Origin of the sequence: Shewanella sp. DC2-4, assembly GCF_013248875.1 — a bacterium.
GTDB classification, from domain to species: domain Bacteria; phylum Pseudomonadota; class Gammaproteobacteria; order Enterobacterales; family Shewanellaceae; genus Shewanella; species Shewanella oncorhynchi.
The window spans coordinates 1,655,093-1,673,026 of record NZ_JABRVR010000002.1 but is presented as its reverse complement, the minus strand read 5'-3'; the positions used below and the strand labels follow the sequence as shown (position 1 = coordinate 1,673,026).

Sequence of the window (17,934 nt, the reverse complement as noted above, 5' to 3'; positions counted from 1 at the left end):
TTGAATTAACATGATTAATAAAAGTGATAACAATAAGGGTCGAATATTGCATTCGACCCTTATTGTTAATTCAAGAAATAAACACAGCTCGCGCCAGGCTTATAACCAATGCTTACGTTTAAAGAAGAAGTAAGTACCTGCGGCACTGGCTAACATCATCACAATCGCCATAGGATAACCGTATTGCCACTCAAGCTCAGGCATGCTGGTAAAGTTCATCCCATAACTACTGGCAATCAAGGTCGGTGGTAGAAACACCACTGCGGCAACCGAGAAGATTTTGATGATTTTGTTCTGTTGCAGACCACTGAAACCCATGGCCGCATCGAGCAGAAAGTTTAACTTATCGAAAATAAACTGACTGTGGGGCATCAGCGACTCGATATCCGACAACATTTCCCGCAAGTCCTTTAAATGTTCATCGGATAACTGGCCACGATAATAACGCTGCATATAACGCAGTGAACGCTGAGTATCGAGCAAACTTAATCGAATTTTACCATTAGAGTCTTCTTGCAGAGTGATGAGCTTAAATACATCGTCAAGTTCATCGTTATCAAATACTTGCTCACCGACATTTTCAAGTACAGTGTAAACGTCTTCAATTAAGTCAGATAGATAATCCACTTTCAGATTAAATAATTCGAGAAACAATTCCTGCGGTGTCGATACTTCTAACCGCCCTAAACGCAAATAGTTACGCAGCAAACGGATAAGACCTACGTCTTCTTCACGAATTGTCAGTAAAAAATTGCTACGAAGGTTGAAGGAAACGTTAACGCCGCGCACATCTTGGCCGACACGCTGTGGGAATAACGAATTAATATGCAAGCCGTCACTGTTTTGATAAAAACGTGCTGAGGCCTCAATTTCATTGATATCTTCTTCGTCAGGCACTTCTTCAACAGAAAAATGACTTAACCACTCTCGCTCCTCATCATCGGGTTTATACAGATCTAACCAAATGGTCGACGCGGGAATACTGTCCAGTATGCCGAGCTCTGTCACAGTAAGGTGACGATTATCATAGACATAAGCAGTAATCATTTGTCCTCCTGAAAAAAAACTTAAGTTAACGATTCCACTTAAGTGCAGGCTAAAAAATTGTCGCTAGTTTACCGCATAAGTTGGCAATGAAAAGGCGTGCAAGGTAATTTAGTAAAATAAATATGCCTTAATCGGTTTCGATAATTGCCAACCGTTCTTGGGTCGAAAAGCGAATATGGATGCCATCGATAGTGACCATTTTCGAGTCTGAGATATCCCCTTTTCGCACACGATACTCGCCGTTATTGTCGGCATTCGGTGACACAATTCTCACAGTGACAATTCTATGCTGATCGCGCCAATACCAAACACTGTAACTCAGCAGGCTAAATCCAATCACCACAAACACACCCGTCAACAGGTATCGGCGCCACAGCGGTTCACTAAAACGCTTTGAACTGAGATTAACAGCCTGAGGTTCAATCTGACGCTTGCGTTTCACCAGCAAAAACCAAGCGCCAGCAATAACTAAGACTGTTAGTAAAATTTTAATGAGCATGGCTCTTTCCTCTGATAAACGTCCGCTTGTGCTCAATGGTATCGATCAAGCCAGCAGCAATCTTGCATTGGCCCTTCAATGCCACACAAGTTAGCGCATTATACGCAGACTTATATGGATAAACTGTCTTTGGGATCAAGCTTAAAGTGCACAGTCAAATAGATAAGGCGAATGTATGAGCCACACACATGCACATAGACAAAGCAGAACGTTGAAACAGAGTACAACAGACTTATGACAGGGCGAAAACACTGCGGGACCCATGCTTAAAATTGATTGCTACAGATCACAATACTCAACAATTAAGTAAGTACCTGACATTAAAAATCTTCAAATCCCTTCGCCATCCGCTGAATTTGTGCCAAAGGAACGCCATGGCGATTACGTTTCGCGCATTCCTGCTGATGAGCCAGACTGCTTAGTTCACCCACAAGCACAATTCTAACTTGATAACCTAAGGCTTTTGCCGCCGCTTCATAGGCCATGTATTCCCAGTGGCACAGATTGGTATTATCACAAATCACCACAGGCTCGCTTGAAGAAAGTGCCTGAATAAACCCCGTCAAATTACATTGATGAAACTCAGGTAATTTCTTGGCATCGAAACGGTATTCATCTTCATGGTAGAAAAAACTATCGGTCGAAAATACGCCACGTTGCCGCACGCCAATGGCTTTTTCTAAAGGAAGGGAAAGAATGTAAGTTTCAACCCAGTGTGACTTACCACTGCCCGGTAAGCCACGCATTATAATCGCAACTTTTTCGCTCATGTGTTCGACTCACTGCCAATCACTCGACCCGCTAAAATGGTATCAACCAACTGAGGCACTAACTCCCCCGCTTTTCCTGTGAGGTGATATTGAAACTGACTGTGTCTATCGGGTGCCATCATATTCACTTCGACTGTTTGAGCCCCATGATGGTTAGCAGTATCCACAAAGCCCGCGGCAGGATACACAGTGCCAGAGGTGCCAATGGCAATAAACAAGTCACAGTTATCGAGCGCATCGTGAATTCGATCCATCCCTAAGGGCATTTCACCAAACCACACCACATGGGGGCGTAATCGCTGAGCCGGAATACAACAAGTACAGCAATTATCGGCACCAAAGGGCTCACGTAAAATAAAGGTCTGACGTGAGCGCGGACAACGGCCTTTGGATAATTCACCGTGCATATGCAATAGACGGCGCGAGCCCGCACGCTCATGCAGATCATCAATATTTTGTGTGATGATAAGTAATTGACCTTTAAAGTCCGCTTCCAACTTTGCCAAGGCCACATGCGCTGCATTGGGTTCAACCGTGCCACTGTGCAGTTGCAACCAACGACTATTGTAAAATCGCTCTACCAATTCAGCATCACGCTCATAACCTTCTGGTGTAGCAACGTCTTCAATATGATGCTCTTCCCACAGACCATCTTGATCGCGAAAGGTGCGTAAACCCGACTCAGCAGAGATCCCTGCGCCGGTTAACACCACAATTTGCTGGTACATGCCGATTCCTTATTATTTTATTTATTTGAATTATTCTCACTGACTTTGGCAGCCGTGAATATTATTCCTTGGTATAACCATACAAAAACTATGCTTGAATTGCCGCAAAATATTGTGATTTAACGCCTATTGACACAATTTATCTGCATATCGCCCTAGAAAGCCAGAACAAAGGTTTAAGTTTTCAACCTGAGCACCTATAATGGCAAACACTATCCACGGATGAACCTATTGGTTCTGCAATCAAGAGATTAGCAATGACAGATGGAAATCAAGCGCTAAAAAAAGCGGGTTTGAAAATTACCCTGCCACGAGTCAAGATCCTAGAACTGATGCAAGGACCTGAAAACCAACATATCAGTGCAGAAGATTTGTACAAGAAGCTGCTCGATATCGGTGAAGAAATTGGTCTAGCCACCGTCTACCGTGTGTTAAACCAATTTGATGATGCAGGTATTGTCAGTCGCCATCATTTTGAGAGCGGTAAAGCCGTTTTCGAACTATCGACTCAGCATCATCATGATCACTTAGTTTGCCTATCGTGTGGCAAAGTGATTGAGTTTTCAGATGAAGTCATCGAACGTCGTCAAGATGAAATTGCCATGAAACACAATATTAAGCTGACTAATCACAGCTTATATTTGTACGGCACTTGCACCAACGATACCTGTGAGCATAACGACGCCTAAGTCGGCCATTGTGTTTATAAAGAATTAAGCAAAAAACCAGCCTAAGGCTGGTTTTTTATTGGATGATGTTTACGGGTAAACCGCTATAACACCTTGGCGTAGATATTCACTTTATGGCCCATAAACTCATTTTGCTCACGCCAATGCATGCCCACACGCTTAGCCACACCTTCAGAACCGAGATTCCCTGCTAAGATAAGTGCAATCGTCTGGTCAATGCCAAAACGTTTAAATTCGGCTAATGCAGCAAATGCGGCCTCAGTACCAATTCCAGTTCCCCAATACTCAGGGAAATAACGATAACCCAGTTCGACTTCGCTGAATTCTGGAATAAATTTCGGACCACAAAAACCAATCACCCGCTTATCAGCTTTATGCTCTACCGCCCAACGACCAAAACCATGTTGCAGATAATCGACTTGGATCACCTTGTGAAACAACTCAACCGCCTGCTCGCGAGCTGTAAATGCCGCGGTGGGAATGTACTTTAGCATCTCGGGATTACTGTTCATCAAATAAAGCGCTTCACAATCTTGCTCAGTAAATGGTCGAATAATTAACCGTTCAGTTTGGGTTATCATCTTTGCTCCTTCAAAAATGGCACTTAAAAATCAACCAATGGTGCGCTTAAAGTGCACTGGCGTAACGTCAACGACACTACGCCAATACCTCAAGCTTAACGGTGGAAATCACCACTGCGTTCAGGCTGATACAGGATTTCCTCAATACGCACTTTTACCATAGAACCACCCGGACCTGGCCATTCAATTTCATCACCTTGAGAGAGCCCTAATAATGCGCTGCCCACCGGCGCCAAAATAGAAATCGTGCCCGCGCCGTTCACGTCTTTTGGATACACTAAACGTAAACAGAAAGTCTCATTACTGGATGAAACGCTAAACTTCACTTCTGAATTCATGGTCACCACATTCGCGGGCACCTGTGATGCAGGCACAATATCGGCTCTGTCTAATTCAGCCTCCAATGCCGCTTTGCCCGGAAATGCATTTGCCGGCAGTGACTCCAATAATCGCTCTAGTCTTTCTAAGTCAATTTCCGAAATAATGATTTTAGGTGTTTTCACAGTTTTTCCCTCGTAAAAAAATGTGATGTTTAAGCCGTTACTGTGGCTAACATCGACTCTGTTGCTTACCCTCCCCCAATGCGATAAGCCCCATAAAACAAATACGCTCGCAACGATAGACTGCAACCGTGTTAAATAAATTTGAGTTCAAGATTTTTTGCAGAACAGCACTGAAGCCATAAGCACTTAGCTCATGGTTAATGGCTCTACTCACATTATCCTCGTCAATGACACAGACGAGCGCGTAGTAGAGAAGCATCAATCTAACCCGTAGAAGAAAAAATATCTAGTCTTCATGGTGTTAGCTCAATCCCATTCCTGTCATTTACAGCGATTCGCTGCCGAAATTACAGCCAATAAAAAAGGCGCCTTAGGCGCCTTTTATATTCGAAAGGTTAGCTTACCAACCTGTACGAATACGCAGCGCTTTGCCGATATCAGCAAGCGAGCGGACAGTTGTTACGCCCGCTGCTTCTAATGCAGCAAATTTGTCTTCTGCAGTACCTTTACCGCCAGCGATAATCGCGCCAGCATGGCCCATACGCTTACCAGCAGGTGCAGTGACACCCGCAATATAAGACACAACAGGTTTAGTCACGTGTGCTTTAATGAAAGCCGCCGCATCTTCCTCAGCGTTACCACCGATTTCACCGATCATAACGATCGCTTCTGTCTGTGGATCGTTTTGGAACATTTCCAGTACATCAATGAAGCTAGTACCTGGAATTGGGTCACCACCAATACCTACGCAAGTAGATTGGCCAAAACCTTCATCCGTTGTTTGCTTAACCGCTTCATAAGTCAGAGTACCTGAACGAGAAACGATACCCACTTTGCCTTTTAAGTGGATGTGACCTGGCATGATGCCGATCTTACATTCACCTGGGGTGATAACACCTGGGCAGTTAGGGCCGATCATGCGAACGCCAGTTTCTTCAAGCTTCACTTTAACTTGCAGCATGTCCAGTGTAGGAATGCCTTCAGTGATACAAACGATAAGCTCGATGCCACCGTCGATAGCTTCAAGAATGGCATCCTTACAGAAAGGAGCCGGTACATAGATCACAGAAGCAGTTGCGCCAGTCGCAGCCACAGCGTCTTTCACAGTGTTGAACACTGGAAGACCTAAGTGAGTTTGACCACCTTTACCAGGAGACACACCGCCCACCATTTGCGTACCATAATCGATAGCTTGTTGTGAGTGGAATGTACCTTGACCGCCAGTGAAACCTTGGCAAATTACCTTGGTATCTTTATTGATTAAGACAGACATTATTTGCCCTCCGCAGCTTTAACTACTTGCTCAGCCGCGTCAGTTAGACTGGTAGCTGCAATGATATCTAGACCTGATTTAGCTAATACTTCACGGCCAAGTTCAGCGTTAGTACCTTCTAAACGAACCACAACAGGTACTTTAACGCCCACTTCTTTAACAGCGCCGATAATACCTTCTGCGATCATGTCACAACGTACGATACCGCCGAAAATGTTAACCAGAACCGCTTTCACATTGCTGTCAGACAGAATGATTTTGAATGCTTCAGCTACACGTTCTTTCGTCGCGCCGCCGCCTACGTCTAAGAAGTTCGCTGGCTTGCCACCGTGCAAGTTAACGATATCCATAGTACCCATCGCAAGACCAGCACCGTTCACCATACAGCCAACGTTACCGTCTAATGCAACGTAGTTCAGCTCGAACTTAGCAGCGTGAGCTTCGCGGGCATCATCCTGTGATGGATCGTGCATGCCTTTGATTTTTGGTTGACGATAAAGTGCGTTACCGTCGATACCGATTTTACCGTCTAGGCAGTGTAGGTTGCCTTCAGTGGTAATAACCAGTGGGTTGATTTCAAGCAATGCGAAATCATGATCAACGAACATAGTCGCCAGACCCATGAAAATCTTAGTGAACTGCTTCATTTGAGTTGGGTTTAAACCTAACTTGAAGCCAAGATCACGTGCTTGATAACCTTGTGGGCCAGTCAAAGGATCTATGATTGCAGTGTGGATGAGTTCTGGCGTTTCTTCTGCCACTTTCTCAATTTCAACACCACCTTCAGTCGACGCCATGAACACAACACGACGAGTCGCGCGGTCAACAACGGCACCTAAGTACAGTTCGTTAGCGATGTCGGTACAGCTTTCTACTAAAATTTTAGCAACCGGCTGGCCTTTCTCATCAGTTTGATAAGTCACCAGATTTTTGCCTAACCAGTGTTCGGCAAAGGCTCTGATTTCTTCTTTATCGCCAGTGACTTTAACGCCACCTGCTTTACCGCGGCCGCCTGCGTGTACTTGACACTTAACAACCCATAAATTTCCGCCAATATGGCCTGCCGCTTCTACAGCTTCTTGGGCTGTATCACATGCAAAACCTTCTGACACTGGTAAACCATATTCGGCAAATAAGGATTTTGCCTGATACTCATGCAAATTCATGATGATCTATCCGTATACTTCTAATCAAATCCAACTGGCCCGTTTGGGCCAGTCACGAGGGTATGTCTGGCTATTTCTTTAAGCGCAATCTCTTATCGAGTTGTGTTACAGATCAAGCAGCAGACGAGTTGGGTCTTCTAGGAAGTCTTTAATCGCAACCAAGAAACCAACAGACTCACGGCCATCAACAATACGATGGTCATATGAGAGTGCTAGGTACATCATGGGCAGGATTTCAACCTGACCATTGACTGCCATTGGGCGATCTTTAATGGCATGCATGCCTAAAATCGCACTTTGTGGCAGGTTAAGGATCGGTGTAGACATCAGTGAACCGAAAACACCACCGTTAGTCACAGTGAAGTTACCGCCAGTCATGTCAGCCACAGTCAGCTTACCGTCACGGCCTTTAAGGGCTAAGTCACGAACTGCTTTTTCGATTTCAGCTAAGTTCATGGTATCTGTGTCACGTAACACTGGTGTTACCAGACCACGTGGTGTTGATACTGCGATGCTGATGTCGAAGTAGTTGTGATAGACGATATCATCGCCATCAATAGACGCGTTGACTTCTGGGAAACGTTTCAGCGCTTCAGTCACGGCTTTGATGTAGAAAGACATAAAGCCTAAACGAATACCGTGGCGCTTTTCAAAGATATCTTGGTATTGCTTACGGATATCCATGATTGGCTTCATGTTCACTTCGTTAAACGTCGTGAGCATAGCGGTAGAGTTTTTCGCTTCTAACAAGCGGTTTGCGATTGTCTTACGCAGACGTGTCATTGGCACGCGCTTCTCGCTACGGCCAGCCGCTAACGGAGCTACAGCAGGTGCTGCTGGCGCCGCAGCTTTAGGGGCAGACTTAACAAAGGCTTCAACGTCTTCTTTAGTAATACGACCACCCACACCAGTGCCTTTTACTTTGCTGGCATCAACATTGTGCTCTGCCAGTAAACGGCGAACAGATGGGCTTAACGCATCACTGCTTTCATCGCTGGTTTCAGCTGCTGGTGTTGCCGCTTCAGCTTCAGCTTGCGCTTTGGTGACTTCTTTGCCAGATACAGCACCGGCGATGAATTTAGCGATCACTTGTTCACCCAGAACAGTGGCGCCTTCTTCAAACAAAAACTCGCCAATGTGGCCATCTTCTGGCGCAACCACTTCAAGAACCACTTTATCGGTTTCAATATCAACCAGGTTTTGATCACGAGAAACTTGCTCGCCCACTTTCACATGCCAAGTGGCAATCGTGGCATCGGCAACAGATTCTGGTAGTACGGGTACCTTGATTTCGATACTCATGAAAAACTATCCTTTTATAAAATGTCTATTACTACAGTGTGATTGTAAGTTTCAGGGCACTGTTCACTAAAGATTCTTGCTGATGTGTGTGCAACTCAGGGTAACCACACGCTGGTGCAGCTGACGCTTCACGACCAGCATAAGTTAACTGTGCACCTGCAGGAACCGCGGCCCAGAAATGGTGTTGACTAGAGTACCAAGCACCTTGGTTCTGTGGCTCTTCCTGACACCAAACAAAATCTTTCACATGTTGGTAATCAGCCAAAGCAACGATCATTTCATCATGTGGGAACGGATATAACTGTTCGACACGGATTAACGCTACGTTAGTGATATTTTCTTTACGACGTTTTTCCAGCAGTTCGAAGTAAACCTTACCACTGCAGAAGACAACTCGGTCAACCTTGCTTGCTTCCAACGTATCGATTTCACCGATCACATTTTGGAAACTGCCATTGGCTAATTCTTCCAAGCTTGAAACCGCTAATGGATGACGTAGTAATGACTTAGGCGACATGACGATAAGTGGACGACGCATAGGACGCACCACTTGGCGGCGCAACATATGGTAGACCTGTGCAGGTGTTGAAGGCACACACACTTGCATATTGTGGTTAGCACACATCTGCAAGAAACGCTCTAAACGGGCGCTTGAATGCTCAGGGCCTTGACCTTCATAGCCATGGGGTAACAACATAGTCAGACCACATAAACGGCCCCACTTCTGCTCACCCGATGACAAGAACTGATCGATTACCACTTGGGCACAGTTAGCAAAGTCACCAAACTGCGCTTCCCAAATAGTCAATCCACCGGGTTCTGCTGTGGCATAACCATACTCAAACGCCAGTACTGAGGCTTCAGATAATACTGAGTCAGTAATATCAATTGGGCCTTGTTCATCAGCAATATTGCGCAGTGGCATGTAAGTCGTGCCATCGTTTTGATTGTGCAATACAGCATGACGATGGAAGAAAGTACCGCGGCCAGAATCCTGACCCGTAATACGTACACGCTTGTTGTCTTCCAGAATCGAGGCATAAGCCAGCGTTTCTGCAAAACCCCAATCGAGTGGCTTCTCGCCTTTTGCCATCGCTAAACGGTCGCTATAAATCTTAGCAACCCGTGATTGCAATGGATGACTTTCAGGTACATAGCTCAGTTTGTCAGCCAGACTTTGTAAACGCTCAGCCGACATAGAGGCTTGATACGCTTCGTCCCACTCACGACCGATATACGGTGTCCAATCAACAGAATGCAGCGTCATTGGGCGCCATTCTTTAACTACACAATCACCTTGATCTAATGCATCACGGTAATTATTGATAAGACCAGTCACATCATCAGCAGCAATCACGTTTTCAGCGATTAACTTGTCTGCATAAATCTTACGTGGCGTTGGGTGTTTCTTGATCTTGGCATACATCAGCGGCTGAGTTGCACTTGGCTCATCGGCTTCGTTATGGCCATGACGGCGATAACACACTAATTCAACCACCACATCACGTTTGAACTCGTTACGATAATCAACGGCTAACTGCGACACAAAAGCAACGGCTTCGGGATCATCAGAGTTAACGTGGAAAATCGGAGCCTGAACCATCTTAGCGATGTCAGTACAGTATTCAGTCGAACGAGTGTCCGCATGGTTAGACGTCGTGAAACCCACTTGGTTGTTCACTACGATGCGAATACTGCCGCCGACTTTAAAGCCACGGGTTTGAGACATGTTGAATGTCTCTTGTACTATCCCTTGACCTGCAATTGCAGAGTCACCGTGAATAGTAATAGGCATGACTTGTAAGCCATCCTTACAACCGCGACGGTCTTGACGGGCACGTACAGAGCCAATCACCACAGGGTTAACGATTTCAAGGTGCGATGGGTTAAAGGCCAGTGCTAAATGCACATTGCCGCCCGGCGTTTCAAAATCAGAGGAGAAACCTTGGTGGTACTTAACGTCACCAGAACCGTGGGTATCAGCATGCTTACCCGCGAACTCGTCAAACAGTTCAGCTGGACGCTTACCTAATACGTTCACTAATACGTTCAGACGACCACGGTGAGCCATACCGACGACGATTTCTTTAGTACCGGCTTCACCTGCACGATAAATAATTTCGCGCATCATAGGCACTAACGCATCACCGCCTTCTAACGAGAAACGTTTCGCACCAGGGAATTTAGCACCTAAGTATTTTTCAATACCTTCTGCGGCGTTAAGGCCTTCAAGAATGCGTGTCTTAACACTTTTATGGTAGTTAGCTTTACCTAAGGAAGGTTCGAGACGTTGTTGGATCCAGCGTTTCTCATCGGTATCGGTAATGTGCATATATTCAGCACCGATAGAACCACAGTAGGTGGCTTTCAGCGCTTTTACCAAATCCGCGAGCTTCATGGTTTCGCCACCATGAGCAAAAGAACCTGTATTAAACTCACGTTCCATGTCTTCTTTAGTCAAGCCGTGGAAGGCAGGATCTAAATCAGCTACAGGTTCACGTTTCCACAGTTCGAGGGGATCAAGATTAGCACCTTGGTGACCACGGAAACGATGGGCGTTAATTAATTGCAGGACTTTAACTTGCTTAGCATCCATTTCAGGATCCGTCACACGAGCTGAGCTCTTATGGCGACCTTCTAACGCTAAACTGCGAAAATAATCACGTACTTTTGAGTGAGCAGCTTCAGGCGCATCAACAGAGGCACCGTTCACAGGAGGGAGATTATCAAATACCGCACGCCAATCATCAGCGACTGACTGTGGGTCTTCTTGATAGGCTTCATACATCTCTTCTACGTAGGTCGAATTTGCACCACTTAAGTGAGATGATTCGAGCCAGGCTTTCATGATGCCTTGGTGCATTTCTATTCCTTTCAAACTTTATACACGTGCTTAGCCATAGTATTAAATATGCAGTCTGTAGAGATTACCTTCGACGCATAATTTCTGCCGCCCCTAGATGTCCAGATATACGGCGCGTTGTCTTCCATTACATACGCAAAAGAGTCACCTTCTGCTACCAGAAAGTGACTCTTCAAGAGCTATATTATTATTGGTTTCAGCTCGGGTTCTCGCATTACACTGCTCGCTTCAACAGCATGGACTTAATATGACCAATTGCTTTAGTCGGATTAAGACCTTTTGGACAAACGTCAACGCAGTTCATGATGCCATGGCAACGGAACACGCTATAGGCGTCGTCCAGCTCAGATAAACGTTCTTCTGTAGCTGTATCGCGACTGTCGATCAAGAAACGATATGCATGAAGCAGACCGCTTGGACCGATAAACTTATCAGGATTCCACCAGAATGATGGGCAAGCCGTAGAACAACAGGCACACATGATACATTCGTACAAACCATCTAAATGAGCACGCTCTTCAGGGGATTGTAAGTGTTCACGAGCAGGTTGTTTCTCATCATTGATGAGGTAAGGCTTGATCTTCTCATACTGCTTATAGAACTGAGTTAAATCAACAACTAAGTCACGAACAACTGGCATACCTGGTAATGGACGTATTTCTAATTTCTTACCTTTAAAGGTTGAAATTGGGGTAATACACGCCAGACCATTCTTACCATTCATGTTCACGCCGTCTGAACCACACACGCCTTCACGGCATGAGCGACGGAATGACAAAGTCGGATCTTGCTCTTTCAACTTGATCAGTGCATCGAGCACCATCATGTCAGAGCCTTCAGCCACTTCTAAGCTGTAATCCTGCATATACGGTTTAGTATCTACGTCAGGATTGTAGCGATAAACTGCAAATGTCAATTTCATCTTTGCAACTCCTAGTAGGTACGTTTCTTCGGCGGGAATGCTTCACGTAACTTAGGTGCCATGTTCACTGCACGACGATCCATCGTTTCAGTGATTGGGTCAAATAAGCTGTGGCATAACCAGTTCTCATCATCACGCTCTAAATAATCTTCACGTGAGTGAGCACCGCGACTTTCGGTACGGAAGTTAGCCGCATAAGCCGTGGCGATTGCCGTTGCCATCAAGTTATCTAACTCTAAACATTCAATACGTTGAGTATTGAATTCACGAGAGTTATCAGACAATTTAGCATTTGCAAGACGTTCACGAATCACTTTCAACTGCTCTAACCCTTCAGCCATAGCATCGCCACGGCGGAATACAGAGAAGTTTAATTGCATACACAGTTGCAGATCCTTACGGATTTGCGCTGGGTCTTCGCCATCTTTGTTGCTTTCCCAACGATTCAGACGCGCCAGAGAGGCAGCAATATCCGCATCACTTGCGTCTTTTGGATCGTCAGTCTCATCCAAAGCTTTACCTAAATGCTGACCCGCTGCGCGGCCAAAGACCACTAAGTCAAGCAGTGAGTTACCACCTAAACGGTTTGCACCATGTACAGATACACAGGCAATCTCACCCACAGCAAACAGACCAATAACATCTTGTTCAGTGCCGTCTTCATTCTTACGAATAACTTGACCACTGACCTTAGTTGGTAGACCGCCCATCATATAGTGACAGGTTGGTAGTACTGGAATTGGACCATCGGCTGGATCGATATGGGCAAAAGTACGAGACAATTCACACACGCCTGGTAAACGTGCTTCTAATGTTTCTTTACCTAAGTGATCAAGCTTGAGCAAACAGTGTGGGCCTAATGGACCGTCTAAACCACGACCTTCGCGGATTTCAGTCATCATAGAACGTGCTACCACGTCGCGTGATGCCAAATCTTTCGCGTTAGGGGCATAACGCTCCATGAAACGCTCGCCGTCTTTGTTCAGCAAATAACCGCCTTCACCACGACAACCTTCAGTCACAAGTACACCCGCGCCGGCGATGCCAGTTGGGTGGAATTGCCACATTTCCATGTCTTGCATTTGCACGCCAGCACGCATTGCCATACCGACGCCGTCACCGGTGTTGATATGTGCGTTAGTGGTCGAAGCATAAATACGCCCTGCACCACCTGTCGCTAGAATCGTTGCCTTAGCTTTGAAATAAACGATATCGCCCGTTTCAATTTCAATCGCAGTACAACCCACAACGGCGCCATCATCGTTTTTAACGAGATCTAATGCATACCATTCTGAGAAGACTTGCGTCTTATGCTTAACGTTTTGTTGATATAAACAGTGAAGCAAAGCATGACCAGTACGGTCGGCAGCTGCCGCAGTACGCGCAGCCTGCTCGCCACCAAAGTTCTTAGATTGACCACCAAATGGACGTTGGTAAATCGTACCATTTTCGAAACGAGAGAAAGGCAAACCCATTTGCTCAAGTTCAATCACGGCTTCAGGACCGGTTTTACACATGAACTCGATCGCTTCTTGGTCACCGATAAAATCGGAACCTTTCACGGTATCGTACATGTGTTGTTCCCAATGATCTTCATGGGCGTTACCTAACGCAACAGTGATACCACCCTGCGCAGATACGGTATGAGAACGGGTTGGGAATACTTTTGATAAAAGCGCACAGCTTTTACCTTCTTTGGAAATCTGCAGCGCTGCACGCATACCAGCGCCACCGGCACCGATCACTACAGCATCAAATTCGCGTACTGGAATACTCACTTAGACACCCCACACAATAACAATGCCGGCCGCTAAATAACAAAATACGGTAACGACAAAGGTGAACTGTAAAACACCACGTAACGACGTGCACTTAACGTAATCTGTCAGCACTTGCCATACACCAATCCAAGCATGTACTAATAAGGCTACCAGCGTCAGAAGTGTAAACACTTTCATTGGCAGAGCACTAAATAGGCCATGCCAGACGTCGTAGGTGAGAGGGGAACTACATGCAATAAAGCCAACCAAGAAAATGGTGTAACAGGCGAGGATCACTGCACTAGCGCGTAGTAGAATATAGTCATGAACACCACTGCGTCCAAAACTTGCTGCATTGGTTACCATACCCAGATCCCCGCTATGATTGAAAAGGCTACCGTTAAGGCAAATACAGCTTTCGCTGATGCGGCACCCGATGACAATTCTTCCCAACGACCGGTATCCATTACTAAGTGGCGCAGGCCACCAAACAAGTGATACGCCAGTGCAGTCATAATGCCCCACAGGATAAACTTCATCACGAAGTTATCGAATAGAGACTGTACGCCAGCGAAACTTTCAGCTGATGCTAAAGATGAATTTAGCAACCAAATGAGAATGCCAACTGCGAACAGCATGATGACACCGGAAACACGGTGAAGAATTGACACAATCGCTGTTGCAGGAAAGCGAATGGTCTGCAGATCTAAATGGACAGGTCTTTGCTTTTTCACGTTCTGCTCACTCAGCTCCATTGAGCATTTTTTTTGTTATGTGAACCGCTTTTGTACAAACTTTAAACAGGAGGTTGATCACTGCAAAAGTAAACACAAAAGCAAAGTTTAAACAAACAGTTAACTATCTGAGCACGCACTCATTTAACATGTAAACAAAGGGTGCTTTATAATCGTTGTTTGCGGCCCTTATTGGGCGAGGCAAGTATACTCGCGGCAAATGTCAAATACAAACATCACAGAATGCAAATTATGTTTTTTTGACTATTTTTTACTGTAAGTGCCAGTTACAAATAGAAAAGTAAAGGCTTTTATACCATGGTCTAACAAATTTAAACGCTTATTTAAATTGAAATGTGATCTAGAATGGCTGTAAAGTAATGGCGGTTTGACATGCCGCACTCACAGATAAGAACTAAGTAAGGAGAACGGGGTATGGCTGATTTAAAAGCCAAATTAGAATTACCAGGGAACGACTCGATAGAATTGCCAGTAAAGCAGGGAACCGCTGGTTTTGACGTAATCGATATCAGTAAACTTGGCAGCAAAGGTTACTTTACTTTTGATCCAGGTTTTCTTGCGACTGCCTCCTGTGAATCTGCAATTACCTATATTGATGGTGATCTGGGTATATTGTTACACCGTGGCTATCCAATCGATCAACTTGCCGTTGACTCCGATTACCTAGACCTGTGTTATTTGCTGCTTTACGGTGAACTACCGACCAAAGCGCAATATACTGAGTTTGTACATACAGTTAAAACCCACACTATGGTTCACGAGCAGCTAGCCTTCTTCTTTAGAGGTTTCCGTCGTGATGCTCATCCTATGGCCATGTTATGTGGTGTGACGGGTGCATTATCTGCATTTTACCAAGACTCTCTGGATGTTAACGATCCACGTCACCGCGAAATCGCCGCTTATCGCTTAGTCTCAAAAATGCCTACGATAGCAGCCATGTGCTACAAGTATTCTTCAGGCCAGCCATTCGTGTACCCACGTAATGACTTAAGCTATGCAGGCAACTTCTTAAGCATGATGTTTGCTGTACCGTGCGAAGAATACGTCGTGAACCCTATTGTTGAACGTGCAATGGACAGGATCTTCATTTTACATGCAGATCATGAACAAAACGCATCGACTTCAACAGTACGTTTAGCCGGTTCTTCAGGTGCAAACCCATTTGCGTGTATCGCAGCGGGTATCGCATCTCTTTGGGGCCCTGCACACGGCGGCGCTAACGAAGCCTGTTTGCAAATGTTAGAAGAAATCGGTTCAGTAGACCGTATTCCTGAATTCATTGAACGCGCTAAAGATAAAAATGATCCTTTCCGTCTGATGGGCTTTGGACACCGTGTTTACAAAAACTTTGACCCACGAGCCAAAGTGATGCGTGAAACTTGTCATGAAGTGCTAAAAGAACTGAAAGTACAAGATCCACTCTTGGATGTGGCAATGGAGCTTGAGCGCATTGCACTTGAAGACGAATACTTCATTTCTAAAAAGCTGTATCCAAACGTCGACTTCTACTCTGGCATCATTATGAAAGCCATTGGTATTCCAACCAGTATGTTCACTGTGCTGTTCGCACTGGCACGTACTGTAGGCTGGATTGCTCACTGGAAAGAAATGTTAGATCAACCAGGCCACAAAATCAGCCGTCCACGTCAGTTATATACTGGTGAAACTGCGCGTGATTTCGTCGCACAAGACAAACGCTAAGTCCCACGACTTACGCATTAAAAAGCGCCTAAGGGCGCTTTTTTCATTTCAAATAATCCTCTTTTAAACTTCCTTCTCCTGACAAAATACATTGTTGCAATTGTGCACTTGTGTAATCTTAATTAACCACGTTTAGTTATTCTCATCATTTTTTAAACCTTTTGGCTACATTTGGTAAGAATCACAAATCACACTTAGCCAAAAATACGACTAATAGACTGAAATTAAACAAATTTAAACATTGGCATGGTTTCTGCTATCAACTGACATCACAATAAAGACAACAGGTAACATTCTTATGGAAAAGTCAAAAATTGCTCAATTCACCCTGCCACTGCTAATGATTTCGATGCTAGCAGCCTGTGGTGAGGAAGAAGTGGTCAAAAAAGAAGAAAAATATGCCATTCCCGTCGAAACCACTACAGTGATGCAAGGAAACGTTTCTTCTTTTTACAGTACAACTGCCACCTTAGAAGCGCCACAGGAAGCCAATGTAGTGAGTCGTATATCAGGGCTCATTGAATCTCTCGCTGTTGAAGAAGGTGACCGCGTTCAAAAGGGCCAAGTGCTGGCTGTTATTGATGCCAAGAGGCAGCAATATGATTTAGACCGCTCAGAAGCCGAAGTCAAAATCATCGAGCAGGAATTGAATCGTCTGAAGAAAATGAGCAACAGAGAATTTATCAGCGCGGATTCAATGGCCAAACTTGAATATAACTTGCAAGCCGCTATCGCTAAGAAAGATCTCGCCGAACTGCAAGTAAAAGAAAGCCGCGTACTGTCCCCTATTAGCGGTGTAGTTGCTAAACGCTATGTGAAAGCTGGCAATATGGCGAAGGAATTTGGCGACTTGTTTTATATAGTCAACCAAGATGAACTCCACGGTATAGTTCATTTGCCAGAGCAACAGCTTGCCAGCTTAAAACTCGGCCAAGAAGCACAAGTGTTTAGTAATCAACATAGCAAGAATGCTATCCACGCCAAAGTGTTGCGCATAAGCCCGATTGTGGACCCACAAAGTGGCACCTTTAAGGTGACACTTGCTGTGCCGAATCAAGAGGCGCGCCTTAAAGCGGGCATGTTTACCCGGGTTGAGCTCAAATACGATACCCACGAGAACGTGATTACTGTTCCCTACAGTGCCTTGATTAACCAAGACAACAAGCAAGCGCTTTATGTTATTGATGGTACCAATGCCAATCGCCGTGAAGTCGAAATTGGCTACCGTGAAGGTGATTCGGTAGAAGTGATTACAGGTATTAATCCCGGTGAGCAAGTCGTTACCCGTGGCCAGCAAAACTTGAAAGACCAATCCTTAGTCGAAGTGATCACCCCACTCGATCTTGCTTCCGCTAAGAACTGATAGGAGCCTTTC

The 17,934-nt window shown here is 45.2% G+C and carries 17 protein-coding genes; 3 read left to right on the top strand and 14 right to left on the bottom strand.

The window, feature by feature from the left end:
• Positions 1-99 precede the first annotated feature (99 nt).
• From corA to cobB, 4 genes are all read right to left on the bottom strand, one after another.
• On the bottom strand, positions 100-1,047 hold the full coding sequence (corA, locus tag HQQ92_RS08140; RefSeq protein ID WP_028759710.1) for a magnesium/cobalt transporter CorA: 948 nt from the start codon (positions 1,045-1,047) through the stop codon (positions 100-102).
• A 127-nt stretch (positions 1,048-1,174) separates the two neighbouring features.
• Entirely contained in the window at positions 1,175-1,546 is a 372-nt protein-coding gene (locus HQQ92_RS08135; protein ID WP_028759709.1) for a hypothetical protein, read from the bottom strand.
• Between the two features lie 320 nt (positions 1,547-1,866).
• The gene (locus tag HQQ92_RS08130; protein WP_173244474.1) at positions 1,867-2,316 is read right to left on the bottom strand and encodes an ATP-binding protein; all 450 of its coding nucleotides are present in this window, start codon (positions 2,314-2,316) and stop codon (positions 1,867-1,869) included.
• A complete protein-coding gene (cobB, locus tag HQQ92_RS08125; protein WP_028759707.1) occupies positions 2,313-3,044 on the bottom strand; it encodes a Sir2 family NAD+-dependent deacetylase in 732 nt (243 codons plus the stop codon). The genes HQQ92_RS08130 and cobB overlap by 4 nt, the downstream gene beginning before the upstream one ends.
• Positions 3,045-3,301: 257 nt before the next feature.
• Between cobB and fur the strand changes: the two genes are divergently transcribed.
• Complete coding sequence (gene fur, locus HQQ92_RS08120) at positions 3,302-3,733, top strand: ferric iron uptake transcriptional regulator (RefSeq protein ID WP_028759706.1); 432 nt, start codon at positions 3,302-3,304, stop codon at positions 3,731-3,733.
• A gap of 83 nt (positions 3,734-3,816) precedes the next feature.
• Here fur and HQQ92_RS08115 read toward each other — a convergent pair whose 3' ends face one another.
• The 10 genes from HQQ92_RS08115 to sdhC all read right to left on the bottom strand — a co-directional run bounded on the left by HQQ92_RS08115 (position 3,817) and on the right by sdhC (position 14,858).
• Positions 3,817-4,314 (bottom strand): GNAT family N-acetyltransferase, encoded by a 498-nt coding sequence (locus HQQ92_RS08115; RefSeq protein ID WP_173244472.1) that lies wholly within the window; start codon positions 4,312-4,314, stop codon positions 3,817-3,819.
• 95 nt (positions 4,315-4,409) lie between these two features.
• Positions 4,410-4,817 (bottom strand): nucleoside diphosphate kinase regulator, encoded by a 408-nt coding sequence (gene rnk / locus HQQ92_RS08110; protein ID WP_028759704.1) that lies wholly within the window; start codon positions 4,815-4,817, stop codon positions 4,410-4,412.
• 400 nt (positions 4,818-5,217) lie between these two features.
• Positions 5,218-6,090, bottom strand: a complete 873-nt coding sequence (gene sucD / locus HQQ92_RS08105) for a succinate--CoA ligase subunit alpha (protein ID WP_028759703.1) — start codon at positions 6,088-6,090, stop codon at positions 5,218-5,220.
• The gene (gene sucC, locus HQQ92_RS08100; RefSeq protein ID WP_006081976.1) at positions 6,090-7,256 is read right to left on the bottom strand and encodes an ADP-forming succinate--CoA ligase subunit beta; all 1,167 of its coding nucleotides are present in this window, start codon (positions 7,254-7,256) and stop codon (positions 6,090-6,092) included. Before sucC ends, sucD begins: the two co-directional genes overlap by 1 nt.
• Positions 7,257-7,361: 105 nt before the next feature.
• Positions 7,362-8,558 carry a 2-oxoglutarate dehydrogenase complex dihydrolipoyllysine-residue succinyltransferase gene (odhB, locus tag HQQ92_RS08095; RefSeq protein ID WP_173244469.1) on the bottom strand — a complete coding sequence of 399 codons (1,197 nt, stop codon included), beginning with the start codon at positions 8,556-8,558 and terminating at the stop codon, positions 7,362-7,364.
• Positions 8,559-8,589: 31 nt separating this feature from the next.
• A complete protein-coding gene (gene sucA, locus HQQ92_RS08090; protein WP_173244465.1) occupies positions 8,590-11,421 on the bottom strand; it encodes a 2-oxoglutarate dehydrogenase E1 component in 2,832 nt (943 codons plus the stop codon).
• 214 nt (positions 11,422-11,635) lie between these two features.
• Positions 11,636-12,343, bottom strand: a complete 708-nt coding sequence (locus HQQ92_RS08085) for a succinate dehydrogenase iron-sulfur subunit (RefSeq protein WP_028759701.1) — start codon at positions 12,341-12,343, stop codon at positions 11,636-11,638.
• 11 nt (positions 12,344-12,354) lie between these two features.
• Positions 12,355-14,121, bottom strand: a complete 1,767-nt coding sequence (gene sdhA, locus HQQ92_RS08080; protein ID WP_105252695.1) for a succinate dehydrogenase flavoprotein subunit — start codon at positions 14,119-14,121, stop codon at positions 12,355-12,357.
• Positions 14,122-14,469 carry a succinate dehydrogenase, hydrophobic membrane anchor protein gene (sdhD, locus tag HQQ92_RS08075; protein WP_028759700.1) on the bottom strand — a complete coding sequence of 116 codons (348 nt, stop codon included), beginning with the start codon at positions 14,467-14,469 and terminating at the stop codon, positions 14,122-14,124. It lies immediately after the preceding gene.
• Positions 14,463-14,858, bottom strand: coding sequence for a succinate dehydrogenase, cytochrome b556 subunit (gene sdhC / locus HQQ92_RS08070; RefSeq protein WP_012089416.1), 396 nt, complete (start codon positions 14,856-14,858; stop codon positions 14,463-14,465). The genes sdhD and sdhC overlap by 7 nt, the downstream gene beginning before the upstream one ends.
• A gap of 414 nt (positions 14,859-15,272) precedes the next feature.
• Between sdhC and HQQ92_RS08065 the strand changes: the two genes are divergently transcribed.
• Positions 15,273-16,559, top strand: coding sequence for a citrate synthase (locus HQQ92_RS08065; RefSeq protein WP_105252697.1), 1,287 nt, complete (start codon positions 15,273-15,275; stop codon positions 16,557-16,559).
• Positions 16,560-16,857: 298 nt separating this feature from the next.
• The gene (locus HQQ92_RS08060; protein WP_105252698.1) at positions 16,858-17,922 is read left to right on the top strand and encodes an efflux RND transporter periplasmic adaptor subunit; all 1,065 of its coding nucleotides are present in this window, start codon (positions 16,858-16,860) and stop codon (positions 17,920-17,922) included.
• Positions 17,923-17,934 lie beyond the last annotated feature (12 nt).